Genomic DNA, 17,541 nt, shown 5'->3' with positions numbered 1-17,541 from the left:
CGGGTGAGGTTTCATCCGCCAGCTGCCGTCACCCGCGCACTCCCCCTACGGCCTGGGTGCGTGCCTGGCGGGTGAATTATTGTGCCGCGCCACCGTGTCGGGGTGTGGTTGTATTGTCGTTGCAACACAGAATGATCGACTACTGAAAAGGAGGTGGGCGCAGATGCCGAAGCACCTGACATGCGTCACGTATTCGACGTGGCAGCACATTTCGTCACCAGCATCGGAACGCGACAGGCAGTCGTTGTTCGGATCCGAACGTGTCATGCTCTGCGCCAACCTCATCCGACACTAGGTGTCCTCTCCCGGTTGGTGCACCGCACGTTGTTGTTCACCAACCCATTTCCGAAGAGGAGGACTCCGGTCATGACCATTTTCGTCACCAATGCTGGCCTGCAAATTCTTGCGCGTGTCAGTTGGCAGCGCGCTGCCACACTCCTCGCCTCCGGTGTTGCCCGCAACATGGAAGGCACCCCGCTGGTGCGTACCGTGCAATCGCCGTCGCTGACACTGCCCATTCACAAGGTGGTAGCGATCCGGCGTGCCGCCTACCGTCCGTTCGCCAACAAGACGATCGACTCGTACGCGTCGACTGACACGATCATGCGTCGCGACCAGTGGATTTGCGCGTACTGTGACGGTCCAGCCGACACGGTCGACCACATTGTGCCGCAGAGCCGTTCAGGGCTGAGCACGTTCGGCAACCAGGTCGCTTCGTGCATGACGTGCAACCAGTTCAAGGCCAGCCGAACGCCCCGGGAGGCTGGCATGCAGCTGCGTCATGCGCCGTTCGTCTACGACCCGTGGGCCGAAGATCAGAAAGCCGTCTACCAGCTGTTCGATCTCGGCGCTGTCACCGACTGACGCCAACACCATCACTACCGATCCCCGCTCATCAGGGAAGGAGTCTGTCATGAGCCGTACTGCCGGTTCGCTGCTGCTGCCGCTGGCCACGATGCTGGCCCCGTCGACCGACGTCGACTGGGCGCAGGCTCATTGTGCGCGGCCCGGCGAGGATGCTGAGCAATGGCATCCCGTCGGCAAGCAGAAGTGGGATCACGCACGCCAGGTGTGCGCGGGCTGCCCGCTGGCCCTCGAGTGCCAGGCGTTCGGCCGCGACACCCACCAGTGGGGTGTGTGGGGTGGCCGCAACCTTGAGAACGGCAAGCCCACCGCCAACTAGCTGCTGTGCCTCACATCGGGTGGGGCACAGCAGCTGTCGGGGCTGCTCAGTAGATGACGTTCGGGTCGTCGGAGCCGTCGAACAGATACGCCGGGAGATGGTCGAGCAGGTCGCTGACCTCGCCGCGGCCGGCGACGGCAGCGATGATCGCGGCCGCGATGTCGGCGACGTCGACGTCACCGGTGAACGGCGGGAACTCGTAGGTGACGTCAGGGGCGAGAACTGTGATCGGTGCACGCGTCGCCAACGCGTCCTGGGCGCGCGCCACCCAGATCGCGTCCCCTTCCCACGTGCCGGGATCGGAGGGGTCGGCGGCATCCGACCGCGTCCATGATATGGTTGCCGCGCCGTCGTAGTCGTTGGCGGACAGTCGGATCGACTGCGGCTGGGCGGGTGGTGATGTCATTGCTAGTGTCTACTTTCAGTCGGCGCGGCCTGGGGCCGTCGCGTAGAGCCCCAGGATCAGGTTGCGGTGCTCGAGGTCGGCTTTGTGGTTGCCGTCGCCGACGAGTCCACCGTATTTGCCGGTGAAGACTGCCTCTGTGCCCACTGAGAAAACCTCGGTTGAGGCGCCCGAATAGCTTTTGCCGATGTAGCCGTCTACGAATCCGTCGGCACGGATTTTCTCCCCCGATCCGCGTTTGCCGTACGGACGTTCCTGCTCGCGAGTGCCGTCAGCGTTGGTGGTGCGTCGGCGTAGGAACTCGTTGGCTGCGACATGGATTGCGGGATTGTCAATTTCGAGGGCGTGGGCGTACTCGTGGTAGGCGGTGGGCAAGCCTCCGCCGGTGGTGATCTTGTTGGCGAAAAGGTCGTAGCTACCGCGAATGTTCTTGCGGCGGGACAGTGTCATCGGGGTGGCGTTCCTGTTGGTGGCCTGCACCCACTCGGCGGGCATGTCGTCGGCGACCGTGTTGATTTCATCGAGGACTTCTTTGCCGGGTCTACCACCGATCGCAGGCCGCGCGCCGCCGAGCTCACGTACTCCGCCGATCACCTCGCGATATACCCGCGCCCGCATCCGGCCAACCGCAGTGACCTGTCGTGGCTGACTGTTGTAGCGGTCCGCGGCTGCGTTGTAGGCGTTGACGGCTTCCTGCGCGGCGGCGGCCGATCCGCCACGCCGTTGCTCCCTACGTGCCTCCAATGCGGCGCGGTGCAGCTTATTGAGGTCGGACTGTTTCAAAAAGTTGTCGGGTTCGACGTCGTTGATGCGTTCGGCAGCGCGTCGGTCAGCTTCCTCACCCAGAATCGCGCCCACCCGAAGGACAGCCTGCTCGTAGCGTGAGAATGCCTGCTCTCGCGCAGCCATCCAGTCAGCGATCTGTTCTTCCGTAGTCGCGTACTCCGGTAGTCGCACGAACTTCTCGGCGCCGAGGCTTTCGGCGTCGGCCCACGCCTGGTCGACGTCGGCGCGCGCAGCGATCACCTGCAACTCCCAGCCGCCTTCATGCTGATCCTCATGCTGGTCGGTGTCGTAGTCGGCGACGATCTCGGCGTGACGTTGCTGCTGTTCGGCGGTCAACCCACCCTCGACGGAGGCTTTGACCAGCTCAAGCAGTTCAATGCGTCGCGCCAACGACTCATCTTCGATGGTCAGTGCCGCGTTGTGGTTGGTCTGCTCGTCGGCAGCCTCACTGACGGTGTGTAGTCGTTGCCGTACGTCTGCCGAGCAGCGTTTGGGGCCGCCGGGCTCGTTCTCTGCCTTGCACACCTGGTGAGCGTATCGGTCCGCTTTCGGCGGGCGCACTGGTTCGGGTCGCGACCAGTCGTGCGCTGTCGGATGGTGGAGGCAGCGTTTATTCTGGTCGCATGCAGGAATCGTTGGACGCCTACGCCCCCGAGTTGTTCCATGTGCACAGCGTGGACAACACCGACACCGGTTATCGGGTGCCGGCGGTCGTGCAGATCGTGGGCGTCACCTACCGGCAACTCGACCATTGGGCCCGGACAGGGCTTGTCGAGCCGTCGGTGCGGGCAGCAACAGGTTCAGGCAGCCAACGAATCTACTCGTTCAGGGATTTGTTGGTACTCAAGATTGTGAAACGGCTTCTCGACACCGGTATTTCGTTGCAGCAGATCAGGGTGGCGATCGATCATCTTCGTGATCGAGGTACCCGGGAGCTCGCATCAACTCACTTGTTCTCGGATGGCACCACCGTCTACGAATGCACGTCGGAGGCCGAGGTTTTCGATCTGTTGCGCGGCGGGCAGGGTGTGTTCGGAATTGCTGTTGGCCCCACCTTGACTGAGCTTGCCGGGCAAGTCGCCAACATGCCCAGCGAGGACGCCACCTCCGCTGGCGGTGTCGACGAGCTCGCGCAACGCCGCCGCAGTCGAGCCCGCACCGCATAGCAGGCGGGTGCGCTGAACCGGGGCTGTCACACTGTTCTCTCCGTTCAGTCGAGCAGAGGATGAGACATGTATGTCGAGGTGCTGGACCAGGAGGCGGGGCGCTACCGCTGCGAGTTCGGCGAGTTCAGCGTTTTTCCTGACGAGCAGGCCGAGACGGTACCTGTGGTGGCCGCGTTCTCACACTGGGCTGTTGCGTCGCAACGGTTTCGTCGCCGCATCGTGGAGGACGTCATGTTTGTGGACGTCGAACATCAGGGCCGAGTGTGGACGTACGAGCTTGAGCAGGCGTGGACCACTGTTGCAGGCGACAGCGGTGGGCTGCTGTTTCAGCTGGCACTGTCGTTCGACGTCGGTGTGCTGCCCGACTAACCCTTCGCTCCGTCGGTGAGCGGATAACCCGCGTCTGGTCCCCGCAGGGGCACATTTGGGACGTGTTAGCGAGTTCGAGGCCGGTGCGTGGCGTCGGGATAGTCGGCGCTGCAGGTCAGCGGCGGTATGGTCAGCCCATACATCGAAGCCGTCTTCTCGTGGGAGTGCTCGCATGCACAATCGCTACCGTTTGGCCTGCTCTGCAACCGTCGCCGCTGCGGCGGCATCTCTGCTGGTTGCTGCGCCGGCCGCCGCAGATCCGTCCGCCTCGCAGTCGCCTACTTCCTCCGCATCGGCAACGGACAGCAGTACTCAGTGGCGCGATCAGTTCAATGCGTTCGTGAAGTCGCTGCCCGGGGCGGTGCACATGTCGATCACGCCAGCCGGTTCAGATGCCACCGAATCGGCGGGCACCTCCGACGCGGGTTCGGCGTCGCCGCCGGCGTGGGGAACGATCCGGGTGCCGCTAGGCCTGGCCGCGATCCGCGCCTCACGCAACGATTCGTCAACCGCCACAGAGGTGAGCACAGCGATCGGGTCGAGTGACGCAACATCATCCAACGCTCTCATCCGGTCCCTCGGTTCAGGTGCGGCCCGCAGTGTGCAGTCGGCGATGGCTAACCTCGGTGACCGACATACCCGGGTGGCATCGGCCACCGACTATGCGGCGCTGGCACGCACCCCGTGGGCAGTTGGCGACCAGTCGCTGTTCGGTGCCCGCCTGCTGTGCAGCCAGGACCGCTCACCTGTCACCACTCCGATGCTGACACGATCCGACCCTGCCGAAACATCCGCAACGGCAGCCGATTCGGCTACTGCCGCCTCTGATTCGTCGGCATCGGCAGGAGCCGTGACGGCGACGTCTTCCGAATCGGACGCACGCAACAGCACAACCGCCGATCCCGCCGCCACCACCGCGTCCGCGGCGACCAGCGCTCAACCCGGTTCGTCGACCACAGCACAGTGGGGTCTGCAACGTCTATCGGGCGGCAGTGTGCAGCATGTTGCGGCGCACGGTGGTTGGGGTCCCGCAGCCGACGGCCGCTATGCGGCCCGCCAGATGGCGTTGGTGCAGACCGCGCGTGGTCTGTCGTCGATCGCCGTCGCCGCATCCCCCACCGAACCCGGCCAGACCGCGGCGACCGGTCTCGTTGACAAGGTTGCGGGCTGGCTGCAGGAGCATCTGACGCACGCCCCAGCTGGATTCTGTGATGCTGCCGACGCGAAAGCTGCTGCTGGCGCTGCGGCCCCGGCGTCGACGTCGACAGCACAAGCAGGCGGGTCAGCTGAATCGAGTGCATCTTCTGCTGCGTCCGCTGCTGACGGACAGGATGCCGCAGACTCACCTACCGCGCTGCCGGAGGCCGGCGCGGTAGGTGCGGAGGCAAGTTCACCGGCCACCACGTCAAGCACCAGTTCGTCTCCGGCACCGCAACCACAGGAACCGACACCGGCGCCGGCCACCACGTCGGCACCCGCCCCGGCGTCGGCCGCGCCGACTCCGTCCTCTGCTGCCGCGCCACAGCTGGTGGCGCCGCAGCAGGTGTGTCGACCGACGGTGGTTGCACTTGATCCTGGCCATTCCCCGACCCATGTGGAACCGTTTGATCCGGTGACCGGCGCGAAGATGGTCGACGACCCCAATGGCGCCGAAGGCGACGACAACCTGTATGTGGCGAACGCTGTCAAGACTGCGCTCGAGCGGTCGCGCGGCTACAAAGTGGTGTTGCTCAAGACCCGCGCCGACGAGCAAGTCAACTACCGTGAGCGCATCGCTCGCGCCGAGCAGGCAGGCGCTGCCATCGGAGTGTCCATTCACACTTCGCCCGGCGACAACGCGATCTTCCCGCAGCGTGACGGCCTGTTCCGGGAGGGGCCGGGCGCTGACGGCGCAACGAAACGTGTCACGTTCACCGACGCAGAGCTGGCAACCCGATCCCAGCTGTACAGCACGAAGTTCTCTGCGGCCCGGCAGGCAGCCGAAGGGCACTCGATCACGATCCGCGACAACAGTTTCAACGGTCGCGCACCGCTATGGTCGGGAAACATTCCGATCATTTCGCTGATCTCGCAGAAGGTGCCGTGGGTGTACAACGAGTTCGGTCCGGCGTCGGGGGCTGGTGGCGCTAACGCGGTCGCGCACACCGACCTCGACAAGTATGCGACGGGAATCGCGGACGGGATTCGCGCGGCCACACCCGCCGCCAAGTGCGGCGAGTGACCGGCAGACACCGCACCTACGGCTTCGATTCGACAATGATCTTGGGATGGAACAGATCACGCGTCCACCGAAACCGCTTACCTTCGGCATCAAGCCGCCGAGCCAGCTCGTAGGTTTCGTCGTCGAGGTTAGCGGAGGCGCTGGCCCGCTCCATCTTCCGGATCAGTTGCGCTGTCGTCTTCCTTGCAAACTTTGCTGCGATGTCGTCGGCGAGAGCCATGGCGTTCTCCAATCTGTGGGTCTATCTGATTGATGTTGTCAGTACAGCGGGCACGGCATGTTGGGTGCGGCACTGGGTATTCGTCTGTCGCACAGAGCATGTGCTGCGATAGCAGCTGGTGATTGAGGTGACTGCCCGAGTTGTGTCAGCTGGCCTCACGCCACTGCCGTGTGCACTCGGCGATGCCTTTGGCGGCGCGTCTGCTCATCCGTCCGATGCGGGCCTCTTCGTTCCACCCGGTCTCGACTGAGACAACACCGAGCCGTAGCTCGAGCTCGAGTTTGCGGGCTTCTTTCTCCGCCACCTCACGCATGATGTTGAATCCCTGCAACCGGATCTCGGTGCGGACCGCGACGTCGGCGGCCCGGTTGTAGTCGCCGAGTAGCACGCTTCTGCGGTTCGCTAGTTCCCGCAACTCGCATTCGACGTCACGCAGTTCCAATTCATCCTGTGCGCGTTGCTGTTCCGCTTCTCGACGCGCCTGAACACCTCGAAGGAGGAGCCGGATGTGTTCAGCGTCGAGCGACGCCCTGTTGTACCGCCTTTCCAGGTCGCGGCGCCCTTCCCAACTGGCGTGCTGGACCGGCCAGTTCAGCGGTGCCAGATCAGCGAGAGCAGCGTCAACTATCGCAGCGGCGCCGGGTGTGTTGACTGTCAGCTCTCCACCTCCGGGGTGCATGATCTGGTCGATACGATCGAGTCGCTGTTCTATCTCTTCGGGACTCATGTGGGAGTCGCCAACTGCCATGGCATTGTCCTTCCGGCTCGACTGCTGTTGCATCACAGTGTTGTTCGCGCGTGCACAGCGGTGCGGCACTCCGGTGTCGTGCCGCCATATCGGGCAGGTTGTGAGCGGACAGCGTTCATGGCGACGCAGACTGTCGCCACCCTTTGCGGAGTGCGGCAGCTTGTGTCGATTCGCGCAGCGACTACGGTTGCTGCTCGGCGAGTTTCGTTGTCAGCGTTGGGATGGCGGCCGCAGCTTCGGCGCGCGCTTCGTCGTTGGCCTGACGGCGTGACCGTTCAGCGTGTGGTGCTAGATCGCCGGCGGCGACACGAGCGCGGTTATGCGCGTCGCGGGCGTCGGCGAGATCACGCATCAGGTTGTAGGCACGGATCCGTACCTCGATGCCGTCACGACTGTCAGCATCGGTGGCTTCGTAACGCTGCTGCAGCTGCTTGGCTTCGTCTGTGAGGGTGGTGATGTGGTGTGCGGTGTCTGCGATGTCGGCGCGCGCCGCGTCGCGTTGCTGGGCTCGGCGACGACTGTCCCTCAGCTGGTCTCTGGTGGCGATCGCCGCGTCGGCGCGGGCGACGGCGACATCTAGGTCGTGGAGTGCTTCATCGGTGGCGAACTGCCCACCCGGCACTGCGATGACGTACGGCCGGGTGGCGGCGATCGTGACGGCGTCAGGGCGCAGCGCTTCCAGGTCAGCGCGCACGCCGACGGCGATGTCCTCGACGCGGCTGTCGTCGGCGGCGATGTCGTGTCCGATGACGTCGAGCCGCGCGGCGATCGTTTCGATCGCCGCGCGGAGTTGTTCGTTCGCCTGCACATAGGCGGCACTGCGGTGGTGCAGGCTGCCGTCGTCGCGGCCGGTGTGATCGGCGGTCGACATGCGGTTCAGGCTGCTGCCGGTGTGAGCCGCTGCACGATGGTGGTGATGCCGTCGTCGGTGACCGGCACCAACGCTTCCCCATCGTCGTCGATCAGCCGGAAGTAAGGGCCACGACCTCTGACAATGACAGCAACGGTGTCGGTGTCATCGGCGTTGCGCACTGTGATCCGCGGCCCGCCGGGACCGTACGTACAGGAGAAATGCACAAGCCGGCCGCCGGTGAGGCGGGCGTCGAGTTCATCAAACAGGTTCTGCAGGTGCATGGTGCGGGCCATCAGTCTCTCCTCGTGTGTGAGTTGGTGCCCCCAGCATCACCGCCGACCCAGCCTGGGTGCGGCAGTCTGCTCCTGGTGTTGTGCCACGCTCACTGTGCGGTGCGACGTTTCGTTCTGCGCCGTCGAGTTGTGATGCTGACGGCGACCATTCCACGCAGCCAACCGACCATCACCGTCCGGTCACCGCGTTTGCTGGTCATCTCCACGCGTGGAATCCACCAGGTCGGTGGCCCCGTGTTGACGTGCATAAACAGGTCTCGGCGTGCTGTGGTGAACCGCCACACCCGATTCACCTGTCCACGCATCATTCGGGGGGCTGCCGACTGTTGCGCGGCGGCGATGTCGGCTTCGGTGAATCCTCCAGCCCGCGACGAACGCAACGTCACTGCTGTGCCGTCGTTGCGGACGGTCATCGTCTGGTGATCGTCGGACAGTTCCACACACGGCACCTGCGCGTCGTATGGGGGTGTGGAACTCGTCATGACCGTGCAGCGATTCCGAGTTGAGTGATGTGTTGCGCGAGTTGCGGCATCATCGCCAGGGCTGTCGCTGACGCCGGGCAGGACGTCAATTTGTCGAGACAGTTGCGGAGCTCGCGAATGTGATGGTCACGCGCAGCGTCGGCGAGTGCCGGGTCAGCGATGAGTGCAATGAGTTGTTGGCTTCGACGCAACGCCACCCGCTCGCTACTCGAGAACGGGTCCGTGCCCGCTGCGAGTGCTTCACTGTTTGCGAGATCCCATGCTGCGACAGCGGCTGCGACAGCGGCATCAATTGTGGCCGCAGTATCTGAGTCCACATCACCGGGGTGGCTGTCGAGTAGTTCTTTGGCCGTGTAGCGGGCCCGCTGATAGTTGGCGGTCGCCGGGTGAGAGTCGACATGCAGCAGGGGGCGCCGCAGAAAGTACGCTTCGGGATCGGTGATGTAGTCCAGCCACGCCTGTTCGATCATCTCGAACGCGGCCCGCGCATCACTAACGTCTTCGGCGTCGCAGGTCCGGCGGACAGCCAATTCAAATGCCTCCCAATCAACTTCCGGGATCCGCCGGCTCTTGCGCTCTGACCTGCAGTTACCCGCGAGGACGCCGACCGCAAAGGCGGCGAACGGGGCGAGGGTTGCCATACCGCCATTGATTGCAACGAACGGCGTGGCAGCAAGTTCAGCCGCTGCTGTGGCGAACATGCCAGCGGTTCCCGCGCTCACCCCATAGAGCGAGAGCGGAACGTACCTGAGAGGCGACAACGGCAGCGGGATCACAGCGGACAAGTAGGTGGGAGCGCTTTCGACGCTAATCGGGCCGGCCAGCCAGGTCGTCCGATCGCGGGTCGCGACGATACGTCGATCGACGAGTGCGCTCCGCGAGCGCCGGTCGAACGCCGCGTAACTCAGTGCGGCGCTTACAGCCGCCGCAATGTCGCGAGCGTCCTGCGGTGTCGGATCGTTGCAATGTGCGAGGTCACCAAGAGAGTTGACCATCGTCCGCCACCGCATGTACGACTCGTGTGTGGACGACTCAGCTGTGTCGCGCTGCGATGGTTGCGCGTTGTCCACCATCCGTCGCGCGCCTGTAACAAACTCGCGCCAGGTAAGTGGTTGTGAATGCTGCGTAACCGTCACTGCATCACCAGCTCCGCGACACCGCGATCCCGTTCGAACGCCCATCTAACTGGCCTTCTGAACTAGTGTGCGGCCCGAGTTAAGTACGGTGCGGGCGAGTGCGGCGATACGGTCGGCGTCGACCTCGGGTGCGTCATCGGGTGCGTCTTCGGAAGGGTTGACGAGTAGTTCCGCGTCGAGCGCTTTGACGTTGTTGACGTCAAGGACGATGGGATCGGAGCCGGAGTCGGTGACGGCGAAATACGCTAGCGTCGACTGTGTTTGACCTGGTCGCCCCAGCCGTCCGATGCACTGCTTGTGGATGCCAGCAGACCAGTCCAGTTCGGCGAAGACGCACACGTTGGCGACGGCTTGTAGTCCGTCGAGGCCCGCACCGGAGCGCAGAGACATGATCAGGATTCGGGAGTTGCCGGAGGTGAATGCGGCGACAGCGCGTTCCTTCTGCGTCACTGATTCGGTGCCCGTGTACAGCATGGGATTGAACTTGGCGAGGGCCGCCATCAGGATCTCGTGGACTTGTCGATGCCACGCGAACACGACGACACGTTCTTCGCTTTCCATCAGCAGTTCTACGAACGCGGCCACGAAGGGCGCCTTTGCGATTCCGGTTGCTTGCCTCATCTGCCATTCGAGATCGCCGGCAGCCACCCATCGGTCTTGGCGGCTCGCGGTGTCGGACAGAATGATTCGAGCCACTTCTGCGACTGCGTTTTCGGCGTCGCGGATGATGTTCGGGTCGGCGGGCACGTACTGTTCGACAGCACGTATGGGCGGTAGTTCGATTCCGACTTCTTGGCGGGTGCGCCGCAGCCACAGGCCGCGGCGGATGAGTCTGGACCGCAGTGCGGCATGATCGTTGATTGTCGAATGCCTGCCGACGCCGTACGTGGCGTTGGAGCACCACTCTCTTCCGAACTCGACATCGGACCCCAAGCAGCCAGGCGCGATTGCATCCATGATTGCGAAACACTCGCCGCCGCTGTAGTTCATGATCGGTGTCGCTGACGCCCCCACAACAGTGCCAGCTTTCGCCGATATGTGTTGCGCAGCAGTGTATTTATCGGTGCCCGGTCGTCTCAGTTCCTGCACTTCGTCGAAGAACACTGTGCGCACCTTGCCTGCCAAGTGATGCTGCCAGCCGGCCAGTTTCGCATAGTTCATGATGATGAGGTCGGGTTCGTTGCCGCTCTCGTCACGCAGATCGTACGGCGAGCCCTTTTTGGCGATATGTATTCGCAGGTCCGGGAACACTTTACGTGCCTCTCGCGCCCACTGTGGCGGCAGATTTGTCAGCGTCACCGCCAACGCTGGTCTGCGACGCGAATCCGCCAGGACGGCCAGGCATTCAATCGTCTTCCCAAGCCCAAGTTCATCTGCGAGCAAAATTCGGCCGGATGTGAAGATCAGATCGCGCGCCAACTGCTGGTAGCCGCGTAGCTCGATATCGTCACCCAACGCCAGCAGCTGCCCCTCATCGACGGCCGCCACCTGTGAGCTGGTGCTGGTCGCCAACAAGTCGAGGATTCGTTGTTCGCGAGCCTTGTGCGCACGCACCTGTTTCCGCAACTGTCGCCGATCCTGCGCCGTCATCTGCAACGGCCACCGCATCATCAGCCAGTCGATGGTGCGGGCGGCGTCGTCGGTCGCATCCACACAGATCGGGCCGGCTGCTGTTTGCTTGGCCTGCCGCAGATTGCGTTTCGCGTCGATAGCGGCGTCGGGTTCGACATCGAGCACCCACACCTTCACTCCGCCGACACTGTCGAGCCGCAGATCACCGAACGTGTGACCACCTGTCATAGCAGCACCCCCGGCAACACTGTCACCTGCAGCGGTTTGCCGGACAGGCTTGTCGGCATCTGCGTAGCGAGCCGCCGCGATGTCGTCGCCAACACCACCGCCACCACGTCAGGATGGTGGGCGTAGCGGGCGAGCTGCCGCAACGTGTCGTTCCTACTCCCGCGAATCTTCACTTCCACCGCGATCTGACCACACACGAGGAAGTCGGGGCGGTCGTGTCTGGTCAACCGATACTCGGCTTGCGCCGATAGTCCCGCAGCATCCAACGCGGACGCGACGTCGCGCTGCACGCATGCTTCGTTGACCGGCCTGTATCGGCGGCCGACGAGCGCATCATGTACAGCCGCGGTCTCGCAGCGGGTTGGGCCGGGAGCAGACATCGGTGACCTCGAAACTCTGTCGCGAACATTGATGAAAGCACCCTACAAAGCCGGTTTCACCAGCACCGACTGTTCGGGTCTATGTCTGCTGCACGGCAGCAATGTTCACCCCCGGATTCGTGATGCCGCAGCACGGTCAACGTGCAAGTTAATCTGCTTTCAACGCAATCAGCGAGGGAGTAGAACCGTGACGCGAGTGACTGTGCAAACCGCGGGAGTGCACTACAAGTGGCAGATGCCTGACCAGCTGACCCAGCAATTGCGCCTCGCCCACGATCTCCGTGAAGATCTGGTCACCTTGGAGTACGAGTACGAGGATGCGGTGAAGGCGGTGTGGTCGTCGTATCCGGCTGTCGCCGCACTCGAGGCGCAGGTTGCCGAGCTTGACGAGCGTGCATCCGAGCTCGCCTCAACCGTGAAGGAAGAGAAGTCGCGGCAGCGCACCAAACGGCCCTCACATCCTGCAGTGGCGCAACTCGCGGAAACACGCGCCCAACTCAAGGCAGCCAAGGCCTCCCGTCGGGAGGCGATCGCCAGCGTGCGAGATGAGGCTACCGAACGTCTGCGCACCATTTCCGATGAGCGTTACGCCGCGCAGAAACAGCTGTACCGCGACTACTGCACCGACGGCCTGCTGTATTGGGCCACCTTCAACGCCGTGCTGGACCATCACAAAACAGCGGTGAAGCGTATTGCTGCACACCGCAAACAAGGCCGTGCAGCGCAGCTTCGACATCACCGGTGGGATGGCACCGGCACAATCAGTGTCCAACTGCAGCGCCAAGCAACCGACCCTGCCCGCACACCAGCGATCATCGCTGACGCCGACACCGGCAAATGGCGGAGCAGTCTCATCGTGCCGTGGGTGAACCCAGATGTGTGGGACACGATGGATCGGGCGAGCCGCCGCAAGGCCGGGCGGGTAGTGATCCGTATGCGCTGCGGTTCGTCCCGAAACCCTGACGGCACCAAAACGTCTGAGTGGATTGACGTTCCAGTGCAGCAACATCGGATGCTTCCCGCTGACGCCGACATCACCGCCGCCCAACTGACGGTGCGCCGCGAAGGCGCCGACCTGCGCGCCACCATCGGCATTACAGCGAAAATCCCCGACCAAGGTGAGGTCGATGAAGGACCCACCATTGCCGTGCACCTCGGGTGGCGTAGCAGCGACCACGGCACCGTCGTCGCTACCTGGCGGTCGACAGAACCACTCGACATCCCCGAAACACTCCGTGGGGTGATCACCACACAGTCTGCTGAACGCACCGTCGGGTCCATCGTTGTGCCCCACCGCATCGAGCAACGCGTCCACCATCACGCGACCGTCGCATCACACCGCGACCTTGCCGTCGACTCCATCCGCGACACCCTCGTCGCCTGGCTCACCGAACACGGCCCACAACCACACCCCTACGACGGTGACCCCATCACCGCGGCCAGCGTGCAACGGTGGAAAGCGCCCCGCCGATTCGCCTGGCTGGCCCTGCAGTGGCGAGATACCCCACCACCGGAAGGTGCCGACATCGCCGAAACACTTGAGGCGTGGCGACGAGCCGACAAAAAACTGTGGCTCGAAAGTGAGCACGGCCGGGGTCGGGCACTCCGGCATCGCACCGACCTTCACCGCCAGGTCGCCGCCTACTTTGCGGGCGTCGCCGGCCGCATCGTCGTCGACGACTCCGACATCGCACAGATAGCAGGCACCGCCAAGCATTCCGAACTCCTCACCGACGTCGACCGGCAGATCGCCCGACGGCGTGCGATCGCCGCGCCCGGCATGCTTCGCGCAGCAATCGTCGCCGCCGCCACCCGCGACGAGGTACCCACCACCACCGTGTCGCACACCGGGCTGAGCCGTGTTCACGCCGCGTGCGGTCACGAAAACCCCGCCGACGACCGCTACCTGATGCAGCCGGTGTTGTGTGATGGCTGTGGCCGCACCTACGACACCGACCTGTCGGCCACCATCCTGATGCTGCAACGTGCGAGCGCTGCAACCAGCAACTGAACCCTAGACACCGCTCGCACCCAGGTCACAGCCATCTTTCGGCGTACACTCAACTGCGCCGCGAACATTGACAACTCCACACACACCACCGCTCGCACAAGCCCACAAACACGCAGGTCAACACCCACGGATCCAGCAAGCCGTGTCAACGCCAGCGCGGAGGCGTCAAATCCGCGACAGGCTGGCGCCGAGTGGTGACACACTGTCGGTGTCACAGGTGTCAACGCCAGCGCGGAGGCGTCAAATCCGCGACACATGTCTGATTCGACTCGACTCGATTTGCTGGTGGAGTGTCAACGCCAGCGCGGAGGCGTCAAATCCGCGACGCTTTGGTACCCTGCGCTCTTCGGAGGTGGACCGGACGTGTCAACGCCAGCGCGGAGGCGTCAAATCCGCGACTCTCTGGTCTTGACTGAGAAGCCCACACGATGCGAGGTGTCAACGCCAGCGCGGAGGCGTCAAATCCGCGACTGGGAGACCTAGCGAGGCCCGGTTTTCGGAGACCGGGCCTGTGTCAACGCCAGCGCGGAGGCGTCAAATCCGCGACTGCATGATCGCCAGTCTGTTTTAGTGGTAGAGCATCGCCTTTGCAAGGCGAGGGTCAGGGGTTCGAATCCCCTAGTCTCCACTCCTTCAGTGCTCAGGGTTCGACGATTAAAGTGGTTCTACATTGAGCGCCTTGTTCGCGGCGGCAACGAGTGAGGTCCACGCTCGGTGTTCGCCCTCGGTCAACGCGTCCACGCCGTTCAGCGCAAGCCACCGGACGAAGGCGCGTGCAAGCTTCCACTTCGAGACACCGGTGTGTTCGTCGGCCAGGATTTCCATGATCGGACGCTGTGATTGTTTAGAAATGGTGGAGACGCTGTCCCATCCGCACTCGTCTCTGGATACGACTCCTAGGCTTGCACGAAACAGGTCTTCAATCTCGGCTCGCTGAACGCCGGAGACGTGGTCGCCGGTTCGCAAGATTCGCTTGGTGGTCAGCAACTGCCAGAGCGCTTCCTGTTGTGCTGCGCGATCGCCGGCGGCGTCCGAGTCCAACAAGGCAGCCACTGTCAAGTTCTGGCTGGTCAGGATCGTACTGTAGTACACGACCTTGCTGGCACTACCGCCACTCCATCGTCCAGTGTCGCTCCTTCCTGTCCTTTTAGTGCCGAGTTCATCGCTTCGATATAGAGCAGGTCTGTCACGCCTTCTACAACAAGGTTCTTCCGATGTGTGAACATGCTCTGCGCGAGGTCGTAGCCCAATGCCGCCTGGAGTGGGTAGATTGACTTGGGATCATCGACGGCGAGACGAGTGTGAACCTTCGTTCCAGTCTTTCGCTCGGTCATTTCGACGATTCGTACCAGATCGAGTTCATCCGACCCAACCATGAACGGGGAGTGGGTCGTGTAGATGATTTGATTGCCCTCGGCGAGTCGAGAGACCGTCTTGCGGAACTCCTGCTGTTTCAACGCATGGAGACTCAACCCGGGCTCATCCAGCAGAAGAATCGCGTCTCGCAGATCATCTCTCGCCTGTGCGTGGAACACGACAAAAAAGGAAACGAGCCATCGGAATCCTTCGCTCCGTTGGTCCAGTTCGACTGGGATGCCGAGCTCGTCTTCGACCAAGGTTTGGAGATATTGACCATCAACATCCAGACGGATAGTCAGCGAGTCGTCGTTCCACACTCGCCGAATCTCTTCAGTCAGCCGGGCTCCGGCTGTTTGAAGCGCTCTCTTGCGTTCTGTGACGCGGCGTTCGTGAGCGGCCAGTTCATCCCTGTACTGATTCTGGACGTTGACGTCATTTTCGTAGTTGTGGCCCTTCTCCGGCGCCTCCGAGGCCATGTCCGAGAGCTCTCGGGCGGTGAATCCTAGGAACTTCAGGAGTTGGAGGTTGCCGAAGTCGTACTCAATGTCTAGCTCGCCGGAGGCCTCGCGTTCTGCAAGGCGGTTGAGGTGGATACGCGGACGGACAGCGAAGTAGGAGGAGTAGTAGACGAAAGGTGGTACCTGGGTCAGCAGGTGTTTGCCGATCTTGTCGAGTGCAAGCGCTTTCTTGAGAGTTTCGCTCAGAGAATCCCAATGAGTTTCGGCTGCGGAACCCTCAGCAAATAACGGCAGAGCGGCGTCAAGGTGCTTTTTGAGTTCGGCCGCGACATCGCCACTGATCACTGAGTCTGACGATTGTGCGTCCTTCCAGTCCAAAATGGCCTTGGCGACCTGCTTGGCCTCCTCGTCAGATTGCTTGGCCATCGCGCTGGTGAGCCGGAGAATCGTCTTCTCGGACCCGCCAATGGTCGGCGCGGCCGGGAGCCCAGTCACCGTGTAGGTCCGTTTGTTGCTCATCCACACAGTCATGACGAACCGGATGTCATCGGAACCGTCGGGCAAGCTCAAACCAGCTAGGTCCTTTTCCTCCGGTCGCATAACCACACGAGCCACAGCAAGTGCAGCGGGGTCCAAGTTCTTTCTGCGGATGTCGTCAACCATCGACGCTGGTGCGTCGAACAGCCAATCAATGGCGGCGGTGTCATCGGTGGGGCTCGCGTGCTGGAGTGCCTTCAGTAGTGCGGTCTTGCCTGCCTCATTGATGCCAACGAGGATCGTCTTGTCTGGCTCTACCTGAAATCGACCGCTGTCGATCACGCAGCGAAAGTTGCTGACCGTGGCTGACTCCACACGCATCGCGACACTCCCTCGTTCGTCCGGTCCGGGATCGGCCCGAACGCCTTCAGGGTATCGGTCGGGTGCGACGCGGTACCGGAGGCTTCGCGCACGCCATGACCATGTGTGTCGTCGTAACCGACTGCGCTGAAACCAGTCAGAGGATCTCGGAGGCGACAACGGACTGCGCGCCTGATCGAGCCCGCCGGATAATGATCGCCGCACATTTGTAGCGGGTGCAGTTGCGGTGTCGTCCTCGGAGGCCGAGGCGAACACTTTCGTCAAGGAGCGTGGGGCAACAGGCCGTCAGCGGAGATGGCCGAGATCGACTATGCCGTCAGCCCATCGCAGTCCAACCGTGTCGGAGGCTGAGGTGACGATGTCCCACAGCGGTGAGTCCAGCCGGTCGTAGTAGACGCGCCGGTTGTCGTCCGGCCGATCTTCGCGCAGCATGCCGAGGGCAAGGAGGCGTTTGAGTTCGTCGTTGGCGTTGCTGCGGGACACGCTGCCGTAGAGCCCGACTTCGCTTTGGAAGAAGCGATCCTTCGGGTTCTGGGCAACCCAGGCAAACACGGGTAGGCGGCAGCGTCTGCCGAACAGATGCTCACTCACCTCGCTCGCGTCCACGGCGCGCCTCCCGCTGATCAGGTACTAGAAACTAGATACTAGTATTTAGTACCTGGATGATGGAAGCTTCGGGTGGCGCTGGAATGCATTCAAGGGCCTTAGTTGACGAGGGAGGCGAGCAGTGACGACAACGCTGAGTCCGGTCGCTGAGGCAAATCGGGTGATGGTGCAGTTGTTCCGGTTGTCGCGGGGGTGGTCCAAGAAAGACC

Annotated in this window: 19 protein-coding genes, 1 tRNA gene and 1 CRISPR repeat array; of the genes, 7 read left to right on the top strand and 13 right to left on the bottom strand. The window is 62.9% G+C overall.

Features of this window, described 5'->3' with window-relative positions; translation table 11 throughout:
• The first annotated feature begins 366 nt into the window (after positions 1-366).
• Both GOOTI_RS19600 and GOOTI_RS19595 read left to right on the top strand, forming a co-directional pair.
• Complete coding sequence (locus GOOTI_RS19600) at positions 367-864, top strand: HNH endonuclease (protein WP_007240348.1); 498 nt, start codon at positions 367-369, stop codon at positions 862-864.
• A 49-nt stretch (positions 865-913) separates the two neighbouring features.
• Positions 914-1,183: a WhiB family transcriptional regulator gene (locus GOOTI_RS19595; RefSeq protein ID WP_007240347.1), complete on the top strand. Its 270-nt coding sequence runs from the start codon at positions 914-916 to the stop codon at positions 1,181-1,183.
• Between the two features lie 46 nt (positions 1,184-1,229).
• Here the strand turns inward: GOOTI_RS19595 and GOOTI_RS19590 are convergent, their stop codons facing one another.
• Entirely contained in the window at positions 1,230-1,589 is a 360-nt protein-coding gene (locus tag GOOTI_RS19590; protein WP_007240346.1) for a hypothetical protein, read from the bottom strand.
• A gap of 15 nt (positions 1,590-1,604) precedes the next feature.
• Positions 1,605-2,897 carry a hypothetical protein gene (locus GOOTI_RS19585; RefSeq protein ID WP_039994407.1) on the bottom strand — a complete coding sequence of 431 codons (1,293 nt, stop codon included), beginning with the start codon at positions 2,895-2,897 and terminating at the stop codon, positions 1,605-1,607.
• Between the two features lie 98 nt (positions 2,898-2,995).
• On the opposite strand from GOOTI_RS19585, the gene GOOTI_RS19580 reads away from it, so the two are divergent.
• The 3 genes from GOOTI_RS19580 to GOOTI_RS26915 all read left to right on the top strand — a co-directional run bounded on the left by GOOTI_RS19580 (position 2,996) and on the right by GOOTI_RS26915 (position 6,128).
• Positions 2,996-3,538: a MerR family transcriptional regulator gene (locus GOOTI_RS19580; protein ID WP_007240344.1), complete on the top strand. Its 543-nt coding sequence runs from the start codon at positions 2,996-2,998 to the stop codon at positions 3,536-3,538.
• A gap of 66 nt (positions 3,539-3,604) precedes the next feature.
• Positions 3,605-3,907, top strand: a complete 303-nt coding sequence (locus GOOTI_RS19575; RefSeq protein WP_007240343.1) for a hypothetical protein — start codon at positions 3,605-3,607, stop codon at positions 3,905-3,907.
• A gap of 172 nt (positions 3,908-4,079) precedes the next feature.
• Entirely contained in the window at positions 4,080-6,128 is a 2,049-nt protein-coding gene (locus tag GOOTI_RS26915) for an N-acetylmuramoyl-L-alanine amidase (protein ID WP_233425546.1), read from the top strand.
• A 16-nt stretch (positions 6,129-6,144) separates the two neighbouring features.
• On the opposite strand, the gene GOOTI_RS19565 is transcribed toward GOOTI_RS26915, so the two are convergent.
• The 8 genes from GOOTI_RS19565 to GOOTI_RS19530 form a co-directional block, all read right to left on the bottom strand.
• Positions 6,145-6,348 (bottom strand): hypothetical protein, encoded by a 204-nt coding sequence (locus GOOTI_RS19565; RefSeq protein ID WP_007240340.1) that lies wholly within the window; start codon positions 6,346-6,348, stop codon positions 6,145-6,147.
• A gap of 145 nt (positions 6,349-6,493) precedes the next feature.
• Entirely contained in the window at positions 6,494-7,096 is a 603-nt protein-coding gene (locus GOOTI_RS19560; RefSeq protein WP_007240339.1) for a hypothetical protein, read from the bottom strand.
• A gap of 181 nt (positions 7,097-7,277) precedes the next feature.
• Positions 7,278-7,967 (bottom strand): hypothetical protein, encoded by a 690-nt coding sequence (locus tag GOOTI_RS19555; protein WP_007240338.1) that lies wholly within the window; start codon positions 7,965-7,967, stop codon positions 7,278-7,280.
• A gap of 5 nt (positions 7,968-7,972) precedes the next feature.
• A complete protein-coding gene (locus tag GOOTI_RS19550) occupies positions 7,973-8,242 on the bottom strand; it encodes a hypothetical protein (RefSeq protein ID WP_007240337.1) in 270 nt (89 codons plus the stop codon).
• An 89-nt stretch (positions 8,243-8,331) separates the two neighbouring features.
• Positions 8,332-8,724, bottom strand: a complete 393-nt coding sequence (locus GOOTI_RS19545) for a hypothetical protein (RefSeq protein ID WP_007240336.1) — start codon at positions 8,722-8,724, stop codon at positions 8,332-8,334.
• Entirely contained in the window at positions 8,721-9,719 is a 999-nt protein-coding gene (locus GOOTI_RS19540; RefSeq protein WP_138985320.1) for a hypothetical protein, read from the bottom strand. Before GOOTI_RS19540 ends, GOOTI_RS19545 begins: the two co-directional genes overlap by 4 nt.
• 186 nt (positions 9,720-9,905) lie before the next feature.
• Positions 9,906-11,660, bottom strand: coding sequence for an SNF2-related protein (locus GOOTI_RS19535; RefSeq protein WP_007240334.1), 1,755 nt, complete (start codon positions 11,658-11,660; stop codon positions 9,906-9,908).
• Positions 11,657-11,950 (bottom strand): hypothetical protein, encoded by a 294-nt coding sequence (locus tag GOOTI_RS19530; RefSeq protein WP_083835963.1) that lies wholly within the window; start codon positions 11,948-11,950, stop codon positions 11,657-11,659. Before GOOTI_RS19530 ends, GOOTI_RS19535 begins: the two co-directional genes overlap by 4 nt.
• A gap of 286 nt (positions 11,951-12,236) precedes the next feature.
• On the opposite strand from GOOTI_RS19530, the gene GOOTI_RS19525 reads away from it, so the two are divergent.
• Complete coding sequence (locus GOOTI_RS19525) at positions 12,237-14,051, top strand: coiled-coil domain-containing protein (RefSeq protein ID WP_138985319.1); 1,815 nt, start codon at positions 12,237-12,239, stop codon at positions 14,049-14,051.
• 142 nt (positions 14,052-14,193) lie between these two features.
• Positions 14,194-14,598: a CRISPR direct-repeat array (repeat unit 36 nt; unit sequence GTGTCAACGCCAGCGCGGAGGCGTCAAATCCGCGAC).
• Positions 14,599-14,614: 16 nt separating this feature from the next.
• A tRNA-Ala gene (locus tag GOOTI_RS26245) sits at positions 14,615-14,679 on the top strand.
• A 26-nt stretch (positions 14,680-14,705) separates the two neighbouring features.
• On the opposite strand, the gene GOOTI_RS24820 is transcribed toward GOOTI_RS26245, so the two are convergent.
• From GOOTI_RS24820 to GOOTI_RS19515, 3 genes are all read right to left on the bottom strand, one after another.
• Complete coding sequence (locus GOOTI_RS24820) at positions 14,706-15,143, bottom strand: hypothetical protein (protein WP_007240331.1); 438 nt, start codon at positions 15,141-15,143, stop codon at positions 14,706-14,708.
• Positions 15,122-16,726 (bottom strand): AAA family ATPase, encoded by a 1,605-nt coding sequence (locus tag GOOTI_RS19520; RefSeq protein ID WP_007240330.1) that lies wholly within the window; start codon positions 16,724-16,726, stop codon positions 15,122-15,124. The genes GOOTI_RS24820 and GOOTI_RS19520 overlap by 22 nt, the downstream gene beginning before the upstream one ends.
• A 285-nt stretch (positions 16,727-17,011) precedes the next feature.
• Positions 17,012-17,332: a hypothetical protein gene (locus GOOTI_RS19515; protein ID WP_007240329.1), complete on the bottom strand. Its 321-nt coding sequence runs from the start codon at positions 17,330-17,332 to the stop codon at positions 17,012-17,014.
• Positions 17,333-17,541 lie beyond the last annotated feature (209 nt).

Source organism: Gordonia otitidis NBRC 100426 (assembly GCF_000248075.1).
Classification (GTDB): Bacteria; Actinomycetota; Actinomycetes; order Mycobacteriales; family Mycobacteriaceae; genus Gordonia; species Gordonia otitidis.
The sequence above is the reverse complement of the archived record's forward strand: the minus strand, read 5'-3'. Positions and strand labels throughout refer to the sequence as shown.

Bases quoted from the DNA above. Each gene is read 5' to 3' on its own strand.
- GOOTI_RS19600 (WP_007240348.1), top strand. From the start codon at position 367: ATGACCATTTTCGTCACCAATGCTGGCCTGCAAATTCTTGCGCGTGTC.
- GOOTI_RS19595 (WP_007240347.1), top strand. From the start codon at position 914: ATGAGCCGTACTGCCGGTTCGCTGCTGCTGCCGCTGGCCACGATGCTG.
- GOOTI_RS19590 (WP_007240346.1), bottom strand. From the start codon at position 1,589: ATGACATCACCACCCGCCCAGCCGCAGTCGATCCGACTGTCCGCCAAC.
- GOOTI_RS19580 (WP_007240344.1), top strand. From the start codon at position 2,996: ATGCAGGAATCGTTGGACGCCTACGCCCCCGAGTTGTTCCATGTGCAC.
- GOOTI_RS19575 (WP_007240343.1), top strand. From the start codon at position 3,605: ATGTATGTCGAGGTGCTGGACCAGGAGGCGGGGCGCTACCGCTGCGAG.
- GOOTI_RS26915 (WP_233425546.1), top strand. From the start codon at position 4,080: ATGCACAATCGCTACCGTTTGGCCTGCTCTGCAACCGTCGCCGCTGCG.
- GOOTI_RS19565 (WP_007240340.1), bottom strand. From the start codon at position 6,348: ATGGCTCTCGCCGACGACATCGCAGCAAAGTTTGCAAGGAAGACGACA.
- GOOTI_RS19560 (WP_007240339.1), bottom strand. From the start codon at position 7,096: ATGGCAGTTGGCGACTCCCACATGAGTCCCGAAGAGATAGAACAGCGA.
- GOOTI_RS19555 (WP_007240338.1), bottom strand. From the start codon at position 7,967: ATGTCGACCGCCGATCACACCGGCCGCGACGACGGCAGCCTGCACCAC.
- GOOTI_RS19550 (WP_007240337.1), bottom strand. From the start codon at position 8,242: ATGGCCCGCACCATGCACCTGCAGAACCTGTTTGATGAACTCGACGCC.
- GOOTI_RS19545 (WP_007240336.1), bottom strand. From the start codon at position 8,724: ATGACGAGTTCCACACCCCCATACGACGCGCAGGTGCCGTGTGTGGAA.
- GOOTI_RS19540 (WP_138985320.1), bottom strand. From the start codon at position 9,719: ATGGTCAACTCTCTTGGTGACCTCGCACATTGCAACGATCCGACACCG.
- GOOTI_RS19535 (WP_007240334.1), bottom strand. From the start codon at position 11,660: ATGACAGGTGGTCACACGTTCGGTGATCTGCGGCTCGACAGTGTCGGC.
- GOOTI_RS19520 (WP_007240330.1), bottom strand. From the start codon at position 16,726: ATGCGTGTGGAGTCAGCCACGGTCAGCAACTTTCGCTGCGTGATCGAC.